The organism is Synechococcus sp. H60.3, assembly GCF_047462295.1.
GTDB lineage: Bacteria > Cyanobacteriota > Cyanobacteriia > Thermostichales > Thermostichaceae > Thermostichus.
In genome coordinates this window covers 1-15,676 of sequence record NZ_JANSIY010000058.1, presented here as the reverse complement: position 1 = coordinate 15,676, position 15,676 = coordinate 1, and the positions used below count along the sequence as shown (strand labels likewise).

Sequence of the window (15,676 nt, the reverse complement as noted above, 5' to 3'; positions counted from 1 at the left end):
GACTCCACGCCAATCTGAATGAAGTAGGAACCGTCTTGGCGTTTGACCAACGTAGCTGCTTTGGGATGAGAACCCGCAAGCATCCCGCGCTGGTAGTGACCTACATCCAGCTCAAAGCGCTCGCGTCCCTCAACGGTGGTCAGTGACACTGTCCAGTCCTTCTCCCGAAAAGAAAAGATGCGGGCACCGTAGGTAACAAAGCCGCTCTTGAACGCTTTGACCGGACGATTCTTTTGCTGGGCAACCTTGCGGGCAGCGGCTAACCTTCTGCCTACCTGTTGTGCCACTCGCGCTAGCGGGACGGAGTCCTTATTGCTGGAGAGCCCAAAGCGGGTACGAATTTCGCGGTAGCAGAGCGATTGAAGCTTGACGGCGTTGACCACCTTCTCTGGCGTGTTTTGGTTGACCCAGTAAGGCCTCCGGCCCGCTGGCGCGAGGAGTGCTTGTGCAAACGCATCCAGAGTCGCCTCCAGCTTGGCGGCTTGCGACCCAGATACCTTGAGCTTGCAGGAGACAGTTAAAACTTGGGTCATGTTACAACTATACGACGTCATCTGCATTCCTCCCAGCCCTGGCCCTACGGCTACAGGGCGGGGTTCTGCGGTTTCTAGCTAAATGGACTACAGAAATACCGGAATCACCGTCGAGGCTCAAACGGCAAGGTACCCATGGTACACGCTGCAATTGTCCTTACGATCCTGCTGGGCTTTTGGGGAGTGGTGGTCAAGCGAAATCTAATCATGAAAATCTTGGCCATGGATGTGATGAGCACCGGGGTTATCGCCTTTTTTGTCATTTGGGCCGCCCGCACCGGCGTGTTCACTCCCATCTACAAGCCCTGGCGCCAGGTGGACTATGCCGACCCGGTTCCGCAAGGAATCATCCTCACGGCCATCGTCATCGGCCTGTCGGTGCAAGCTCTGATGTTGGTGGGGGTGATGAAGCTGTCCCGCAATCATCCCACCCTGGAAGTGGAGAGTATTGAGCAGGCGGTAGCTGATGACTGAGCTGACGACCGAACTTACGTTGGTCTGGGTGGCACTGCCCTTTTGGCTGGCCTTCGCCACCTACTTGCTGCCGGCTTTGACCCGTCCCGGCCTGGTCATCATGGCTGGACTGACGATAGCCTACGCAGTGCGGCAGGGAGGCCTGCCAGGGGCAACTGCTGCGCCGTTGGAGCTCCAGTTGCTGGATCACTTCGGGGTGACGCTGCGGATCGATGGCAACGCCGCGGCTATGCTCCTGGCCCACGGCCTGGTCACCCTTGGGGTAGCCCTGTATCTGGATCGGCGCTTTGTGGGCAGCCGCTTTCTGGCCATGCAGTTGTTAATCATCCACGGCAGCGCCAACGCCGTCGTCATCAGCGCTGACCTGATCAGCGTCTATGTGGCCCTGGAGGTGCTCAGTATCGGCGTGTTTTTGCTGCTCACCTACAGTCGCCGAGCAGAGTCCCAGCCGATGCTGGGGGAAAGCGCCCCGCACCGCTCTCGCGACCGTCAGCTCTGGGTGGGGCTGCGCTACCTGTTCATGAGCAATGTGGCTATGCTCTTCTACTTGATGGGCGCAATCCTGGTCTATGTGCGCACCGGATCCCTGGCGATGAGCGGCTTGGCCCTAGCCGACCCCACGGCTCTGGCCTTGATTGCCGTTGGCCTTCTGGCCAAGGGGGCGGTCTTTGTCGCCGGCCTGTGGCTGCCCCTCACCTACGCCACTGCCGATCCTGTCATCGCGGCGGTGCTCAGCGGTTTTACTACAAAAGCAGGCGCCATGGCCCTTGTGCGCTGCAGCGAGTTCTCGCCCCTCTTGGTGCAGGGACTGCCCTACTTCAGTGCAGGCGCGGCGGTCTTTGGGATCCTTCTGGCTTTGATGGCCAGCACGCCTCAGCGCCTTTTGGCCTGGAGCTCGGTGTCGCAGATGGGATTTGTCATCGCTGCACCCCAGTGGGCGGGTTTGTACGGTCTGGCCCATGGGCTGGCGAAGCCCTTGTTGTTCGTTGGGGCTGCGATAACCAATTGCTGGCGCTGGCCGCTGCTGATCTTGGGGACGGCCTCGCTAGCAGGGGTGCCCGGCACTTTGGGCTATGCGGCCAAGGCTCTTAGCTTGTCGTCTCTGGATCCCTGGCACGAGTGGCTGCTGGTGGGGGTTACTGTCGGCACCACCTGCATAGCCGTGCGGGTGCTGCGGGCTTTTCCTTCTCAAACCAACGGGGACACTACCCCGGCATGGCCAGACAAGGTGGCCCTAGTCCTTTGGGGCGGGGGCTTGCTCTGGTTCTGGCTGCCGGCGGCCTATGACGTCGATAATCTCATCAAGGCGTTCCTTAGCTTGGGCCTCGGGATCCCCCTGGGCTGGTTTTGGGAGCGGATCCCTGTGAAGGGATGGCGGCTGGATGAAGGGCTAGAGGCAGTGGTGGGCGGCTTGAGTGTGGTGTTGGTGCTGGTCTGGATTCTGCTAAGTAGAGTGAACCATGTGGCGCTACCCTGAGTTGGGCTTACTGGAAATTGGCCTGCGGCTTTTGATTTGGTTTTTGCTGACGGGTAATCTGAGTTGGGACAATGTGGCCATCGGGGTAGCGGCGACGCTGCTGCTTCCCCGACAGGCTTCTGCGCCGGTGCGGTGGCGGGATTGGGGGCGGGTGCTCAAGGAGATTGTTTTCGCCGTTCCGAAAGCTTACTGGGAGGCCTTTGAGATGATCCTCAGGCCCCACACCGTAGAGGAAGTTGTATACAAACAAACTCTCCCCAATCGTTCAGCGGGACTGGTGTTTCTCGATATCTTTTTGATTACTTTTACGCCCAAAACCATTGTGCTCAATTGCGATGCCCAAGGCACCTACGAGGTGCATCTGCTCAAGCCGCGGGAGGAGGCGTGAACCTACTGCTGTTTCTGCTGATCCTGACCCTATGCCTGCCGCTGTATGCCGCCTGGCTAAAGGAGGATATTTGGCAGACGATGCTGGCTTTTGCCAGCTTATCCACCAAGACGGCCATCCTGGTTTTGGTGGTATCTGTGGTGCGAGATGACTGGATGATCGGGATTGTGGGGGTCTTGATTTTGTCGGTGGGCAATGCAGCCCTGATGCTGCTGGCCCACGTGCTCAAGCGCCTAGAAATGCTTTAACTGGGTCGGGAGGAATATGGAAGTTTTGGTGGAAGCTCTCAGCTATCTCCTATTTGGGATCGGGGTGCTGTTTTGGCTGTGGGGAACGGCACCGCTCCTTGGAGATCGCTCCATTTTGTTTAAGCTGCACGGCCTTTCGGTGTCCGACACCCTGGGATCCATGAGCATCATGCTGGGGCTGTTGCTGCGGATCCCCAGGGAGTGGCCTCTGCTGGTGTTGGCGCTGATTTCCTTGGCCATTTGGAACACCATCTTGGGCTATGTGCTGGCGTTTTGCTCGCAGCGCAAGTCCCTATAGGAGGACAGGATGGAAGAGACTTTGTTGCTGGTGATCGCTCTGCTGTTGCCCTTGACGGCTGCCTTGGTCGTGACCCAGACCAACCCCTATCACGCCCTAGTGATGCGAGGCATTTTGGGGGCTATTGCCGCTTTGATCTATGCCCTCTTTGGGGCAGCGGATGTGGCCTTGACGGAAGCCCTGGTGGGCACCATGCTTTCCATTACTCTCTACGCTATTGCTGTCCGCTCCTCCCTGAGCATGCGCCTGGGCGTTTTGGAAGGTAGCCCGCTGCTGGAGGCCAAGACGGAGGCGGCCCAGCGTCTGCTCCAGCAAATTCGTCGGGGTCTGCAGCCGCTCCATATGCGTTTGGAATTGGCTGCCTATGAGAGTGTGGAGGCCTTAGCGGCAGCCCTTCGCAACCGAGAGATACACACCATGGCCCTTGAGGCTGGCAGTGAAACAGAGGAGTATCGCCTGCTCACCCGGGTGCCTCGCCTGCAAGAGATTTTGGCCCAGCAAACTCTGTCCTCCGAGGTTCTTGCCCCATGAGATGGCTGTATGGCATGGCAGTGCTGTTGGCGGCGGTGCAGCTCATGGTCGCCGATGCGGGAGCTGTTTTGCCTGCGGTTGAGCCTGTATCGACTCTAGCCAGAGAAAGCGGTGTGCCCAATACGGTGACGGGCCTGATCTTGCGCAACCGCCTTTACGACACGGTTTTCGAAGTAGTTGTGTTTTCTACGGCAATTTTGGGTGCCCAATACCTGCTGGCGGATGAGCGACCGACGGCCAATGTAGCTCAGTTTACCGATATTCCCTCAATTGTGTTGGCGCGGGTGGGGGCCACCATTTCTGCCCTGATTGCAGTGGAGCTGGCAATTCGAGGACACCTGACGCCGGGGGGAGGCTTCGCTGCCGGTGTGGCAGGGGGAACGGCTATCGGTCTAGTTGCCATTACTGCTTCTTCTGCCTGGATGGAGTCGGTTTACCAGCGATGGCGAGCTGCCACTTGGGAAAAGCTCTCAGTGGTGGCTTTTATTGCAGCGGCGATGCTGGCCCTTGCCGGTTGGGAATTGCCCAGGGGCGAGCTGGGATCCCTTTTCAGCGGCGGCTGGATCCCAATTCTCAACATTTTGGTGGCCATCAAGGTGGCGCTGGGATCCTGGGCGGCGATTTTAATTTTTATTCGCTACCGCGGCTTGTTATGAGGGCTTGAAGGGGTTGATAACCTTCGTGTCAAGCAAATAATTGTAGGTGGTGTTATCTTCTTGTAGCCGCTCGAAGTCCGAATCTTCACCAACGTTTGGGATCGATCTGAGCACTTGGCAAAGGACTTTTTTTGCAAGTTGGAGTAAGACTTGCTCCAGGATTTTGCGATGTTCGGCTTCTGCACTCGCGCCGTGACGCCTCTCCCTTTCTTTAAGGGCTTTGACAATGGCCTCATCAACGTTGCGAACAATTAGAGAACAATTAGAGTGGTCATGGAGCGTCTGATTCATTTACGCTGCACAATACGGATATGATCCGGACGATGCAACGATTGCAATTCCATCATTGCTGACAGAAAGGGAGGAATCCCTCAAAGCCCTAAGGAAGAACCCTAGAGCACCTAAGTACTGATGTCATATTGCCTTTGCCCAGATGGCATTTTGATGGCTCTAATTTTACCTTCTGCTTCCCACCATCGCTAAGTGTTTTCGTGGACTCTCAAGATTTTCGTTGCTTCCTTAAGACAGACATACCGCTGGATAACTTTTCTCCTGAAACTAGCAATGCCGTTGTACTGCTATGCCCGTAAATGTCCAGAAAGTTGAGTACTAAATCCAACCTCCTCAATCAATGGCTTCATGGATGGCTTTGCCGCGAAGATAGCGATGACAGCATCAACGTGCAAGTTTCCCCGCCCGACGAGCAACTTGACCTGCAGGCGACCTCTACAATAGAAGGCTGACCCTGCCACCTCTGGGATCCCTATGCCACGCCGCACCGATATCCACAAAATCTTGCTCATTGGAGCGGGGCCGATCGTCATTGGCCAAGCCTGCGAGTTCGACTACTCCGGCACCCAAGCCTGCAAAGCCTTGCGAGAGGAGGGCTACGAGGTGATCCTGGTCAACTCCAACCCGGCCACCATCATGACGGATCCCAGTATGGCGGATCGCGTCTACATCGAGCCGGTGACGGCGGACTTCGTGGCCCAGATCATCGAGCGGGAGCGCCCCGATGCCCTGCTCCCCACCATGGGGGGTCAGACGGCCTTAAATGTGGCGGTGGAGCTGGCCCGGCGCGGGATCCTAGACCAGTACGGGGTGGAGCTAATTGGGGCCAAGCGGGAGGCCATTGAAAAGGCGGAGGATCGGGAGCTCTTTAAGCAGGCAATGCAGCGGCTTGGCCTGGCCGTGCCCCGCTCAGGGTTGGCCCGCAGCCTGGCCGAAGCCAAGCAGATTGCCCAAGAGATTGGCTATCCCCTCATCATCCGCCCCGCCTATACCCTAGGGGGCACGGGCGGCGGCGTGGCCTACAACCAAGAAGAATTTGAAGAGATCTGCGCCGCCGGCCTCGAGGCCAGCCCGGTCTCCCAGATCCTGGTGGAAGAGTCGGTGATTGGCTGGAAGGAGTTTGAGCTGGAGGTGATGCGGGATCTGGCGGACAACGTGGTGATCATCTGCTCGATTGAAAACATCGACCCCATGGGGGTACACACCGGCGACTCCATCACCGTGGCCCCGGCCCAGACCCTCACTGACAAGGAGTACCAGCGGCTGCGGGACTACGCCATCGCCATCATGCGCGAGATCGGGGTGGAAACGGGGGGATCCAACGTGCAGTTTGCCGTCAACCCCGCCAACGGTGAAGTGCGGGTGATTGAGATGAACCCGCGGGTTTCCCGCTCTTCTGCTTTGGCCAGCAAGGCCACCGGCTTCCCCATTGCCAAGATTGCCGCCAAGCTGGCCGTGGGCTACACGCTGCCGGAGCTCCCCAACGACATCACCCGCAAAACTCCGGCCAGCTTCGAGCCTACCCTCGACTATGTGGTCACCAAGATCCCCCGCTTTGCCTTTGAGAAGTTCCCCGGTTCGGAGCCGGTCTTGACCACCCAGATGAAGTCGGTGGGGGAGGCGATGGCCATTGGCCGCACCTTCCAGGAATCCCTCCAGAAGGCGCTGCGATCCCTGGAGATCGACCGCCCCGGCTTTGGCAGCGACCGGCCGGAAGTCTTCCCCACCCCAGAGGAGGTGCGGGCCAACCTGCGCACCCCCAACCCCTTTCGCCTCTTGACCATTCGCACCGCCCTGCTCATGGGTTTTTCGGCCCAGGAAATTGCCCAGCTTACCCACATTGATCCCTGGTTCATCGACAAGCTGCAGGAGCTGGTGGAAGTGGAGCAAGCCCTCAAGGGGCGAGAACTGGGATCCCTGAGTGCTGAGGATCTGCGCCACCTCAAGCAAATGGGCTTCAGCGACCGACAAATTGCCCACCTGACCGGCTCCAGCGAAGCGCAGGTGCGGGATCGCCGCAAGGCACTGGGGGTGATCCCCACCTACAAGACGGTGGACACCTGCGCTGCCGAGTTCGAGGCGACCACCCCCTACCAGTACTCCACCTACGAGAGCGAATCCGAGACCTTCCCCACCGCCAAGCCGAAGGTGATGATCCTGGGGGGCGGCCCCAACCGCATCGGCCAAGGGATCGAGTTCGACTACTGCTGCTGCCATGCTGCCTTTGCCCTCAGCCGCCTCGGATATGAGACCATCATGGTCAACTCCAACCCCGAGACGGTTTCCACCGACTATGACACCGCCGATCGCCTCTACTTTGAGCCCCTCACTCACGAAGAGGTGATGAACCTGGTCGAAGCTGAGCAGCCGGTGGGCCTGATCGTGCAGTTTGGCGGCCAAACCCCCCTGAAACTGGCCCAGGGGCTGGCAGCAGCCCAGGCACCCATCTGGGGCACTTCCCCCGACTCCATCGACATAGCCGAGGATCGCGGGCGCTTCGAGCGCATCTTGCGGGAGCTGGATATTCGCCAACCGGCCAACGGCATTGCCCGCAGCGTGGAAGAAAGCCTGGAAATTGCCCGCCGCATCGGCTACCCGGTGGTGGTGCGGCCCAGCTATGTGCTGGGGGGACGGGCCATGGAGATTGTCTATTCGGATCAAGACCTGCAGCGCTACATGCAACTGGCGGTGGCGGTGGATCCCGACCGTCCCGTGCTGGTGGATCAGTTTTTGGAGGACGCGGTGGAGGTGGACGTAGATGCCATTGCCGACCGCACCGGGGCTGTAACCATTGGCGGGATCCTAGAGCACATCGAGCAGGCCGGGATCCACTCGGGGGATTCCGCCTGCGTCTTGCCCAGCCGCACCCTCAGCCCCGAGGTGCTGCAGGTGATTCGCGACTGGACGGTGAAGCTGGCCCAAGCTCTCAAGGTGGTGGGGCTTATTAACGTGCAATACGCCGTCCAGAAGGAGCAGGTCTACGTCCTGGAGGCCAACCCGCGCGCTTCCCGCACCGTGCCGTTCGTCAGCAAGGCCATTGGCCATCCCCTGGCCGATTATGCCGCCCAGGTGATGAGCGGCAAAACCCTGGCGGAGCTGGGCTTTACCCAGGAGGTGATCCCACCCTACGTGGCTGTCAAGGAGGCGGTGCTGCCGTTTCACAAGTTTCCTGGTACCGACACGCTGCTGGGGCCGGAGATGCGCTCTACCGGTGAGGTGATGGGGATTGACACCGACTTTGGCCGTGCCTTTGCCAAGGCGCAACTGGCTGCTGGCCAAAACCTGCCCCTAGGGGGCACGGTGTTCATCAGCGTCAGCGATCGCGACAAGCAGGCCGTGATCCCGGTGGCCCAAGAGTTTGTCAAGCTGGGCTTTCGTCTGCTGGCCACTGCCGGCACGCAAAAAGTTCTGGCCGAGCACGGAATCCCTGTCGAGAAGGTGCTCAAGCTGCACGAGGGCCGGCCCCACGTCATCGACGCCATCAAAAATCACCAGATTCAGCTTATTGTCAATACCCCTTCCGGCAGCGAAGCTCAACAGGATGGGCGGAAGATCCGGCGCACTGCCTTGGCCTACAAGATCCCCTTGGTTACTACCCTGGCCGGGGCCAAAGCCACTGCCGCCGCCATCCGGGCCCTGCAGTCGGGATCCCTGCAGGTGAAGTCCCTGCAGGAGTTTCACGCCGAAATTGGACGATAGATCTCAGTCTTCTTGGGTTACCTTTCTGAAGAAATTCTTAAAACCTTCACCTTAAGAAATTCTGAAGTTCTCGGCTGGAGAAAGTGGCCTTGGCTGCCCAGGAAAAGCCGAGACCAAGGCATCAAAATTGCAACACTGATTTGCCTATTTGTATCGATACATCAACTTGTTTCACATTCTGGCTGCACACGTTAGAGATCCCTGTCGGCATCCCGAAAACTGTCTAGTTTGGAAGAAAGCTCCCCTAGGCCTTGTCGAAGGGGCTCCTGAGATCGGTTCGGCAAAGGCAGGGGGGAGATGGCTTTGCTGAAATTTTCTAGGAGTTGGCCTATGAGTACGGTCATTCGTCGCTCCGCTGCTGCGCGGCGGCTGTGGAGTTGGGAAAGTTTTTGTCAGTGGATTACCAGCACCGAAAACCGGCTTTACATTGGCTGGTTTGGTGTATTGATGATCCCAACGTTGTTGGCGGCAGCCTTTTGTTTTGTAATTGCCTTCATTGCCGCGCCGCCGGTGGATATGGACGGGATCCGCGAGCCGGTGATTGGCTCTTTGTTGGGGGGCAACAACCTCATTTCTGCAGCGGTGGTGCCCACCTCAGCCGCCATTGCCCTGCACTTTTACCCCATCTGGGAAGCCGCCTCTTTGGATGAGTGGCTCTACAACGGCGGCCCCTACCAGCTCATCGTGCTCCACTTTCTCATTGGGGTGTGGTGCTACCTTGGCCGGCAGTGGGAGTTGAGCTACCGGCTGGGCATGCGCCCCTGGATTGCGGTGGCCTTTTCTGCGCCGGCGGCTGCCGCTACAGCGGTGCTCTTGGTCTACCCCATTGGCCAGGGCAGCTTCTCGGAAGGGCTGCCGCTGGGGATTGCCGGCACCTTCCACTTCATGCTGGCCTTCCAGGCGGAACACAACATCTTGATGCACCCCACCAGTTGGCTGGGGGTAGCCGGGATGTTTGGCGGCGCCCTGCTGGCGTCTCTACACGGCTCCCTAGTGATGTCTAGCCTGATCCGGGAGACTTCGGAAGAGGAGTCGGCCAATGCCGGCTACCGCTTCGGCCAAGAAGAAGTCACCTACAACTTCCTGGCCGGCCACTACACCTTCTTGGGGCGGCTGGGGATCCCCGGCCTTGGCTGGCGCAACAGCCGCTCCGTTCACTTCTGGATGGCGGCCCTGCCGACCGTAGGGATTTGGGCGGCAGCCATTGGCATTGGGATGATGGCCTTTAACCTCAACGGCTTTAACTTCAACCAGTCCATCCTGGACGGCCAGGGCCGGTTCATCCCCACCTACGCCGACCTGGTCAACCGCGCCAACCTGGGGATCCAGGCCATGCACGCCCCCAACGCCCACCACTTCCCCCTGCTGTTGGCAGCCAAAGCCGACTAGGCTCGGTCGAGTTCAAAGGCGCGGTGGGCAGCTTGCAGAGCGTGGATTCCCTGCTCCTGTCGCACCACGCAGCTTACCTTGATCTCCGAGGTGGCGATCATCTCGATGTTGATCCCGGCGTCGGCCAAGGCAGCAAAAAAGTGCGCCGCCACGCCGGGATAAATTTCCATCCCGGCACCGACGATGCTCACCTTAGCGATGTCGTGGTCGGCTTCGACCCCCGCCGCCTGCAGTTCCTCGGCCACCTGCCGGCACACGGCCTCAGCCGCCCTGGCCTGGTCCTGAGGCACCGTAAAGGCGATGTCGTTACTGGGGATGCCGTTGTGGTAGCCCCGCTGGCTTTGGATGATGGTGTCCACGATAATCCCGGCCTCAGCCAGGCGCCCAAACAGATGGGCAGCCGTCCCCGGACGATCCGGCACCTTGCGGATGCCCAGCCGCGACTGCTTCAGATCCAGGGCAACGCCCCGCACCGGGTGGTCGCTGGGGAGGGGATCCCGGCCAGGGGCTGCCGTGACCCGATGCAAATGGGGAATCACCTGAAACGCCTCCCCCAGCGCCAGGGCGGCCTCCCCAGCCCGCTCGGCAGCCACCACACAGCTTACCTTGATCTCCGACATGGAGATCATCTGGAGATTGATCCCGGCTTCCGCCAGCACTCGAAACATCTCGGCGGCAATGCCCGGGCGACCCATCATCCCCACCCCGGCAATGCTGACCTTGGCCACCGCCTCCTCGACGAGGACTTCCCTACACCCCAGCTCCTGGCCCACCTGCTGTGCCACGGCTGCCGCCTGGGCTGCTTGCGCCCGGCTGACGGTAAAGGCAATGTCGTTGGTAGGGGATCCCTCGGCTGCACTGAGGTGGAGCGACTGCAGGATTAAATCGACGTTGATCCCGGCTGCCGCAATTTCCTGGAACAGCTGAGCGGCAATGCCCGGGCGATCCGGCACTCCCACCAACACCACCTTGGCCTGATCCCGATCCAGCTCCACCGTATCCACTGCCCGGCCCAGCTCAATGCTGCTATCGGCGGGGCGAGGACGGGGAGGAGGAGAAAGAATGAGGGTGCCCTCGGATCCTGCTTGCAGCGGCTCCAGGCTGGAGCGCACCCGCAGCTTGACGCCGTAGTTGCGGGCAATCTCCACCGAGCGGGGGTGGAGCACCTGCGCTCCCAGGCTGGCCAGCTCCAGCATCTCGTCAGCAGTAATCTCTGGCAACAGCCTGGCCTCGGGTACCTTGCGCGGGTCGGTGGTAAAGATCCCTGGCACATCGGTGTAGATCTCACACAGCTCTGCTCCCAGAGCCACCGCCAAAGCCACCGCCGTAGTGTCGGATCCCCCTCGCCCCAGGGTGGTAATTTCCAGCTCCGCCGGGCTGGTGATGCCCTGAAAGCCGGCCACCACCACCACCTCTCCCCGCTCCAAGTGCTGCCAGAGGCGGTCGGTGTGGATGTGCAGGATGCGGGCCCGCCCGTGATCCCGGGTGGTAACAATCCCTACCTGGGCCGCCGTCAGGGAGAGGGCAGGATAGCCCAAGCGCTGCAGCGCCAGAGCCAGCAGGGCAATGCTTACCTGCTCGCCCGTGGAAAGGAGCATGTCCCACTCCCGCCACTGGGCCGGCGTGGTCGGGGATCCCTGGAGGATCTGTTCCCCCAGTTCCACCAGGCGATCGGTTTCCTCTCCCATCGCTGAGACCACCACCACCACTCGCTGGCCCTGATCCACCGTGTGGGCCACCCGCTGGGCCACGGCTTGGATGCGCTCGATGGAGCCGACGGAGGTGCCGCCGTACTTCTGGACAATTAAACCTGCTGGCATGGCTAGGGCTGAGCTGGTTAGGCGTGGTTTGGATCCTACCCCGAACTAGGCCAAGCCCAACCAAGTTTGCAAAAAGGGTGGCACCGGCAGCAGGATCAACACCAGCAACGTCAGCATCCCCAGCCCCAGCAGCTCCCGCCCCTCATCCAGCTCAGTGACGTCGTTGAGGGCCGGCTCGTCGGCACTGGAGATGACAAACAGCAGCAGCGCCCACAATAACAGCCAGGGCTGCACCGTCAAGGCCAGCAGCAGCACCAGCCAGCGAGTTACTCGCCCCACATTGGCCCCCATCTGCTGGCCATAGACAGCGTGGACAAGATGGCCCCCATCCAGTTGGCCCACCGGCACCAGGTTAAAGGCAACCACCACCAGACCCAGCCAGCCGGCAAAGGCTAAGGGGTGCAGATCGATCACCTGGCCCGGCTGCAATTGATCCCCCAGCACCATACGCGCCAGGATTGCCAGCAGCACCGATAGGCGTGGATCGATGCGATGGAAGCTAATCGGGGTCGGCTGCCCCTCTGGCACTGCCGGAGGCTCCGCAGGCGTCGAAAAGACTAGCCCCAGGAGCAACATTGCCAAAGCAACGAGGCTGCCTGCCAGCGGCCCGGCAACGGCAATGTCAAACAGCACCTTGCGGTTGGGCACCGGTTCTTTCAGCTCAATGAAGGCCCCAAAAGTTCCCAAAACAAAAGGCACCGGAATGAAGTAGGGGAGCGAGGTTTTGATGCCGTGGCGGCGGGCCACCCAGTAGCGGATCCCCTCATGGGATCCCAGAATGGCCAGGATCCCCACTGCATAGGGCAGCCCTTGTAGCAGCGAGGGCAGATGCAGCAACCGATCAGGGCTGACCCCAGCCGCCTGGGCGCCGGCAGTTAGAGTTGTCCAAAAGGTAAACAGCAGTAGCCCCAGCGCCAGCAGAGGCCATTCTTCCTGACGGGTTAGGGAGCGCCGCGCCGCTGGGTTGGGCACCAGGGCAAAAAAAGGCTTGCCGGCAAACCCCTCCTGAAGCACCACCAAGAAGCGTTTGCCAAAAGTGTTTTCGACATTGCGCTGCACCCGCTCATAGGCTTCCGTGGGATCCGCCCGCAAATTGCCCCGGCAGATAATCGCCTGGGGACGGTATTCTACGCTTTGCAAATAAAAAACATTCCAGGGGAAGCAGTGGTTGAGCTTTTCCCGCGGCACCTCCGAGATGGGGGTGTGGGCAATAGCCGCCGAGACTGGATCTGCAGCACTGTCCTCCTCTTCTTCCTCTGCTTCCGGCAAAGACTCGCGATCCGATCCCACAACCGGCGAGGTGTTTTCCGCCCCAGGTTGAGAGCCCGCCGTGGGGGGTCGGAGGCGCCCCCGGCGCACCAAAGTCATGCTGGTAAAATAGGAGGCCAGAAATAGCCCCAACATGAGCAAGGGGGGCATTTCGTACTGAAACACCTGACGCCCCAGCACCCAGATCAAAGGGGGCATCATCATCACCAGCCACAGGATCCGCCAGGGCACCTTGGAGAGGCGGGCCACACTTTTTTGCAGCAGCAGGTAGGTTGTCGAACCCACCAGTGCCAACAGGATCCAATCTGCCATGAGTTGCAAAAAACAGAGGAGAACGCCTCTACCAAGCTAGCGACAAACCCAATCTCTCTGCTACGGCCAGGAAGGGGGATCCCTCAGGAGCCAAATTTTTGCCTCGCCTGCTCATAAACCGCCGCCCTGATCTCTTGGATCGCGGATTTCTCAAACTTCTCGTTCCCATGAGCAGTGCAGAGCACTTTCTTCTCAGGGGCGGCTGGGCGGACAAAAAAGGGAATTTTCTTGAGGCGCACCCCTGCCTCCGGTGTCCACTGGACAGCTTCGCTTATCCCCAATGGCCCCAGCGCAACATCCATTCCGGCAAGAAAGTGTTCCCCGTCATCCCCCGCAGCGTGAAGTAAATAAACAACAGTAGAGCCAGGGATCCCAGCACAACCAGGGCTGCCGACGTCGGGCTTTTGCGGTACAGCTTAACAAAAGGCTGTAAGCCGGCCCAGATCCCCCCCAGCAAGACGGTAATGAAATAGGTAGGGTAGCGGGAGACATTCTCCACAAATTGGTCTTCCAGTCGACGGGGAGTCTGCGGCTGTGGCATGGGCAGATCGCAATCCAACAACTTCCCCTCAGTCTGCCACAGATGTTGGTCTCTGTCCCCCGGCTGAAGAGGGCTGGGAACCAGGGGGAAGCCGCCCAGGCTCAAGACGGCGAGAACCTGATATGGTAGGCGTTATCCTGCCTGCTCAGCTCAGCACAGCCACCCACCCTCTGGCCTGATGCGAGAATTGCCCCCCGATGCCCCCAATCGCGCCGGTGACCTGCCTGGGGAACAGACCCTGGCGCTGATGCGCGTCCAGGAAGCTTTGGATCAACTGGAGGCAGCCATTCTCAGCAGTCCTCGTCTGTTCTGGTCTCGCACCCTTATCGACGAAGAGAGCATCCTGGAGCAGTTGGACTTCATCCGCCTCAACCTGCCCACGGCCTTGGAGGAAGCCGAGGAGGTGCTGCGCCAGCGGGATCAAATTTTGGCCGAGGCCCATCGCTACGCCCAGGAGATCGTGGCCATGGCCCAGCGCCGCGCCGAGCAGCTCGTTAGCGAATCGACCATCGTACGCCAGGCTCAAGCGCAGGCAGAACAGTTGCTGCGGCAAACCTACCAACAGAGCGAGGAGGTGCGGCGACAGACGCTCCAGGAGTCGGAGCGTCTCCAGCGGGAGGCCCATCGTTACGTGGATCAGGTTTTGCAAGACCTAGAGTTGCGGCTGTTGGAGTCGCTGCGGGTGATCCGCAACGGGCGACAAAACCTTCAGACCTAAATTTGTTCTCGACCAGAGAGTGTCCATCTGTTCAGTTTTAGGCCAATATAAAAGGTAGCATCTGGGATCCTTTACCCTGCGGATCTGTGGTAACCAAACTAACCTCCGGCAGGGAAGACGAAGACAAGTCTCGGATGGACGGCCAGGAACTCGACGCGCTGTAGATTGCTGCCGCAGGCAAGGAACCTCGAGCTTTTGTGGCAAGCTGGCGGAGTTCTCCCTTTGCTTAACTGAGAGCGTGTGTCCCTCTTCTCAGCGGTTGCCCAGCATTGGACTACTCATCGAGCTACCTTCCTCGGCGGGCTCTGTCCCCAGCCTGCGAGTTCCGGCTTTTACCCCTTTTGCGGAACCACTCAGTCGTCTAGGAGATTCTATGACCATTGAACCGAAAGCCCGTAAGAACCGCGAAAGTGCTAACTCCCGCTCCCGCAGCCGTCGCCGTGAATCGGCCAAAGGTATTAAAGGAGCTAACTCAGCCGCCAGCCTCTCTCTGCCGAAGTTGATCCAAGAGAATGCTGTGCTCCAATCTCGCAGCCAGTTGTTGCTGATGTACAGCGACTTCCAAACCGAAATGCCCAATGATGGCAAAACTGGCGTTGGCACCTGGCTGCAGAACCGCCTCAAGGAGTACGGCATGCCCAGCCTGCTGCGTTTTGGCCCGCGCTCTTGCCCTCAGGTTTTCCGCCGCGATGAATTTTCCGAGTGGATGATGCTAGCTCTCAACGCTGTCAGCCCCAAAAACGAGAGCGCCCGCTAGGAGAGGTAGACTCTTGTCGCGGCAGACGTAAACTACCCGGCTCCGACCGCTAAGCGGTACGGAGCGGGTTTTCTGTAGCCCTGTAGTTGGCAAGCCAACCACGGGCCTCTAGGCCGGTTTACAGCGACCCCCAAAAGCGCAATGACGTTGGCACCGTTCAAATCTGCATCCCCTTCCCGTTGCCCAAGCCACAAACAGCGGTGGCAGGTCTGCGAGCTGTAGGCAGGCGGCACCACCACAACCTGGATCCCTGCTCTGGCGGCCTTGTAGTGCAC

General features: G+C 59.8%; 16 protein-coding genes and 1 pseudogene. 11 read left to right on the top strand and 6 right to left on the bottom strand.

All coding sequences use genetic code 11. The features are described from left to right. A pseudogene (locus NW841_RS07755) lies at positions 1–533 on the bottom strand (RNA-guided endonuclease TnpB family protein); the annotation flags it as partial. A 135-nt stretch (positions 534–668) separates the two neighbouring features. Here NW841_RS07755 and NW841_RS07750 point away from each other — a divergent pair. Genes NW841_RS07750 through NW841_RS07720 form a run of 7 tightly spaced genes read left to right on the top strand, consistent with a single transcriptional unit; the run spans position 669 to position 4,605 of the window. After that, a complete protein-coding gene (locus NW841_RS07750) occupies positions 669–1,007 on the top strand; it encodes a cation:proton antiporter subunit C (protein WP_414365847.1) in 339 nt (112 codons plus the stop codon). After that, complete coding sequence (locus NW841_RS07745) at positions 1,000–2,484, top strand: cation:proton antiporter (protein ID WP_414365846.1); 1,485 nt, start codon at positions 1,000–1,002, stop codon at positions 2,482–2,484. Before NW841_RS07750 ends, NW841_RS07745 begins: the two co-directional genes overlap by 8 nt. After that, positions 2,468–2,872, top strand: coding sequence for a Na+/H+ antiporter subunit E (locus NW841_RS07740; RefSeq protein WP_414365845.1), 405 nt, complete (start codon positions 2,468–2,470; stop codon positions 2,870–2,872). The genes NW841_RS07745 and NW841_RS07740 overlap by 17 nt, the downstream gene beginning before the upstream one ends. After that, a complete protein-coding gene (locus tag NW841_RS07735; protein ID WP_414365844.1) occupies positions 2,869–3,120 on the top strand; it encodes a hypothetical protein in 252 nt (83 codons plus the stop codon). Before NW841_RS07740 ends, NW841_RS07735 begins: the two co-directional genes overlap by 4 nt. A 16-nt stretch (positions 3,121–3,136) precedes the next feature. After that, complete coding sequence (locus NW841_RS07730; RefSeq protein ID WP_011430583.1) at positions 3,137–3,418, top strand: monovalent cation/H(+) antiporter subunit G; 282 nt, start codon at positions 3,137–3,139, stop codon at positions 3,416–3,418. A 9-nt stretch (positions 3,419–3,427) separates the two neighbouring features. Beyond that, a complete protein-coding gene (locus tag NW841_RS07725) occupies positions 3,428–3,949 on the top strand; it encodes a DUF4040 domain-containing protein (RefSeq protein ID WP_414365843.1) in 522 nt (173 codons plus the stop codon). Continuing rightward, positions 3,946–4,605: a Na(+)/H(+) antiporter subunit B gene (locus NW841_RS07720; protein WP_414365842.1), complete on the top strand. Its 660-nt coding sequence runs from the start codon at positions 3,946–3,948 to the stop codon at positions 4,603–4,605. The genes NW841_RS07725 and NW841_RS07720 overlap by 4 nt, the downstream gene beginning before the upstream one ends. Here NW841_RS07720 and NW841_RS07715 read toward each other — a convergent pair. Beyond that, positions 4,600–4,896 carry a FitA-like ribbon-helix-helix domain-containing protein gene (locus NW841_RS07715; protein ID WP_414365841.1) on the bottom strand — a complete coding sequence of 99 codons (297 nt, stop codon included), beginning with the start codon at positions 4,894–4,896 and terminating at the stop codon, positions 4,600–4,602. The two genes, NW841_RS07720 and NW841_RS07715, sit on opposite strands and share 6 nt — an antisense overlap. A gap of 474 nt (positions 4,897–5,370) precedes the next feature. On the opposite strand from NW841_RS07715, the gene carB reads away from it, so the two are divergent. Together carB and NW841_RS07705 are read left to right on the top strand one after the other, a co-directional pair. Next, a complete protein-coding gene (carB, locus tag NW841_RS07710) occupies positions 5,371–8,595 on the top strand; it encodes a carbamoyl-phosphate synthase large subunit (RefSeq protein WP_414386009.1) in 3,225 nt (1,074 codons plus the stop codon). 330 nt (positions 8,596–8,925) lie between these two features. Beyond that, entirely contained in the window at positions 8,926–9,984 is a 1,059-nt protein-coding gene (locus NW841_RS07705; protein WP_414386008.1) for a Photosystem Q(B) protein 1, read from the top strand. Here the strand turns inward: NW841_RS07705 and NW841_RS07700 are convergent. The 3 genes from NW841_RS07700 to NW841_RS07690 form a co-directional block, all read right to left on the bottom strand. Next, positions 9,981–11,804 (bottom strand): aspartate kinase, encoded by a 1,824-nt coding sequence (locus tag NW841_RS07700; protein WP_414386007.1) that lies wholly within the window; start codon positions 11,802–11,804, stop codon positions 9,981–9,983. The two genes, NW841_RS07705 and NW841_RS07700, sit on opposite strands and share 4 nt — an antisense overlap. 45 nt (positions 11,805–11,849) lie before the next feature. Next, a complete protein-coding gene (locus tag NW841_RS07695) occupies positions 11,850–13,385 on the bottom strand; it encodes a site-2 protease family protein (RefSeq protein ID WP_414365837.1) in 1,536 nt (511 codons plus the stop codon). A gap of 271 nt (positions 13,386–13,656) precedes the next feature. After that, complete coding sequence (locus tag NW841_RS07690; protein ID WP_414365836.1) at positions 13,657–13,926, bottom strand: DUF751 family protein; 270 nt, start codon at positions 13,924–13,926, stop codon at positions 13,657–13,659. Positions 13,927–14,104: 178 nt separating this feature from the next. Here NW841_RS07690 and NW841_RS07685 point away from each other — a divergent pair, with 178 nt between their 5' ends. Together NW841_RS07685 and NW841_RS07680 are read left to right on the top strand one after the other, a co-directional pair. Then, positions 14,105–14,644 carry an ATP synthase F0 subunit B gene (locus NW841_RS07685; protein WP_414365835.1) on the top strand — a complete coding sequence of 180 codons (540 nt, stop codon included), beginning with the start codon at positions 14,105–14,107 and terminating at the stop codon, positions 14,642–14,644. A 373-nt stretch (positions 14,645–15,017) separates the two neighbouring features. After that, positions 15,018–15,401 (top strand): hypothetical protein, encoded by a 384-nt coding sequence (locus NW841_RS07680; protein ID WP_414365834.1) that lies wholly within the window; start codon positions 15,018–15,020, stop codon positions 15,399–15,401. 32 nt (positions 15,402–15,433) lie between these two features. Here NW841_RS07680 and NW841_RS07675 read toward each other — a convergent pair. Further along, positions 15,434–15,676 (bottom strand): zinc ribbon domain-containing protein (locus tag NW841_RS07675; RefSeq protein ID WP_414365833.1); only part of this gene is annotated, 243 nt, incomplete at its 5' end.

What these genes read in the sequence shown, in the direction of transcription:
- NW841_RS07750 (WP_414365847.1), top strand. Translation starts at nt 669, where the DNA reads ATGGTACACGCTGCAATTGTCCTTACGATCCTGCTGGGCTTTTGGGGA.
- NW841_RS07745 (WP_414365846.1), top strand. Translation starts at nt 1,000, where the DNA reads ATGACTGAGCTGACGACCGAACTTACGTTGGTCTGGGTGGCACTGCCC.
- NW841_RS07740 (WP_414365845.1), top strand. Translation starts at nt 2,468, where the DNA reads ATGTGGCGCTACCCTGAGTTGGGCTTACTGGAAATTGGCCTGCGGCTT.
- NW841_RS07730 (WP_011430583.1), top strand. Translation starts at nt 3,137, where the DNA reads ATGGAAGTTTTGGTGGAAGCTCTCAGCTATCTCCTATTTGGGATCGGG.
- NW841_RS07725 (WP_414365843.1), top strand. Translation starts at nt 3,428, where the DNA reads ATGGAAGAGACTTTGTTGCTGGTGATCGCTCTGCTGTTGCCCTTGACG.
- NW841_RS07720 (WP_414365842.1), top strand. Translation starts at nt 3,946, where the DNA reads ATGAGATGGCTGTATGGCATGGCAGTGCTGTTGGCGGCGGTGCAGCTC.
- NW841_RS07715 (WP_414365841.1), bottom strand. Translation starts at nt 4,896, where the DNA reads ATGAATCAGACGCTCCATGACCACTCTAATTGTTCTCTAATTGTTCGC.
- carB (WP_414386009.1), top strand. Translation starts at nt 5,371, where the DNA reads ATGCCACGCCGCACCGATATCCACAAAATCTTGCTCATTGGAGCGGGG.
- NW841_RS07705 (WP_414386008.1), top strand. Translation starts at nt 8,926, where the DNA reads ATGAGTACGGTCATTCGTCGCTCCGCTGCTGCGCGGCGGCTGTGGAGT.
- NW841_RS07700 (WP_414386007.1), bottom strand. Translation starts at nt 11,804, where the DNA reads ATGCCAGCAGGTTTAATTGTCCAGAAGTACGGCGGCACCTCCGTCGGC.
- NW841_RS07695 (WP_414365837.1), bottom strand. Translation starts at nt 13,385, where the DNA reads ATGGCAGATTGGATCCTGTTGGCACTGGTGGGTTCGACAACCTACCTG.
- NW841_RS07690 (WP_414365836.1), bottom strand. Translation starts at nt 13,926, where the DNA reads ATGCCACAGCCGCAGACTCCCCGTCGACTGGAAGACCAATTTGTGGAG.
- NW841_RS07685 (WP_414365835.1), top strand. Translation starts at nt 14,105, where the DNA reads ATGCGAGAATTGCCCCCCGATGCCCCCAATCGCGCCGGTGACCTGCCT.
- NW841_RS07680 (WP_414365834.1), top strand. Translation starts at nt 15,018, where the DNA reads ATGACCATTGAACCGAAAGCCCGTAAGAACCGCGAAAGTGCTAACTCC.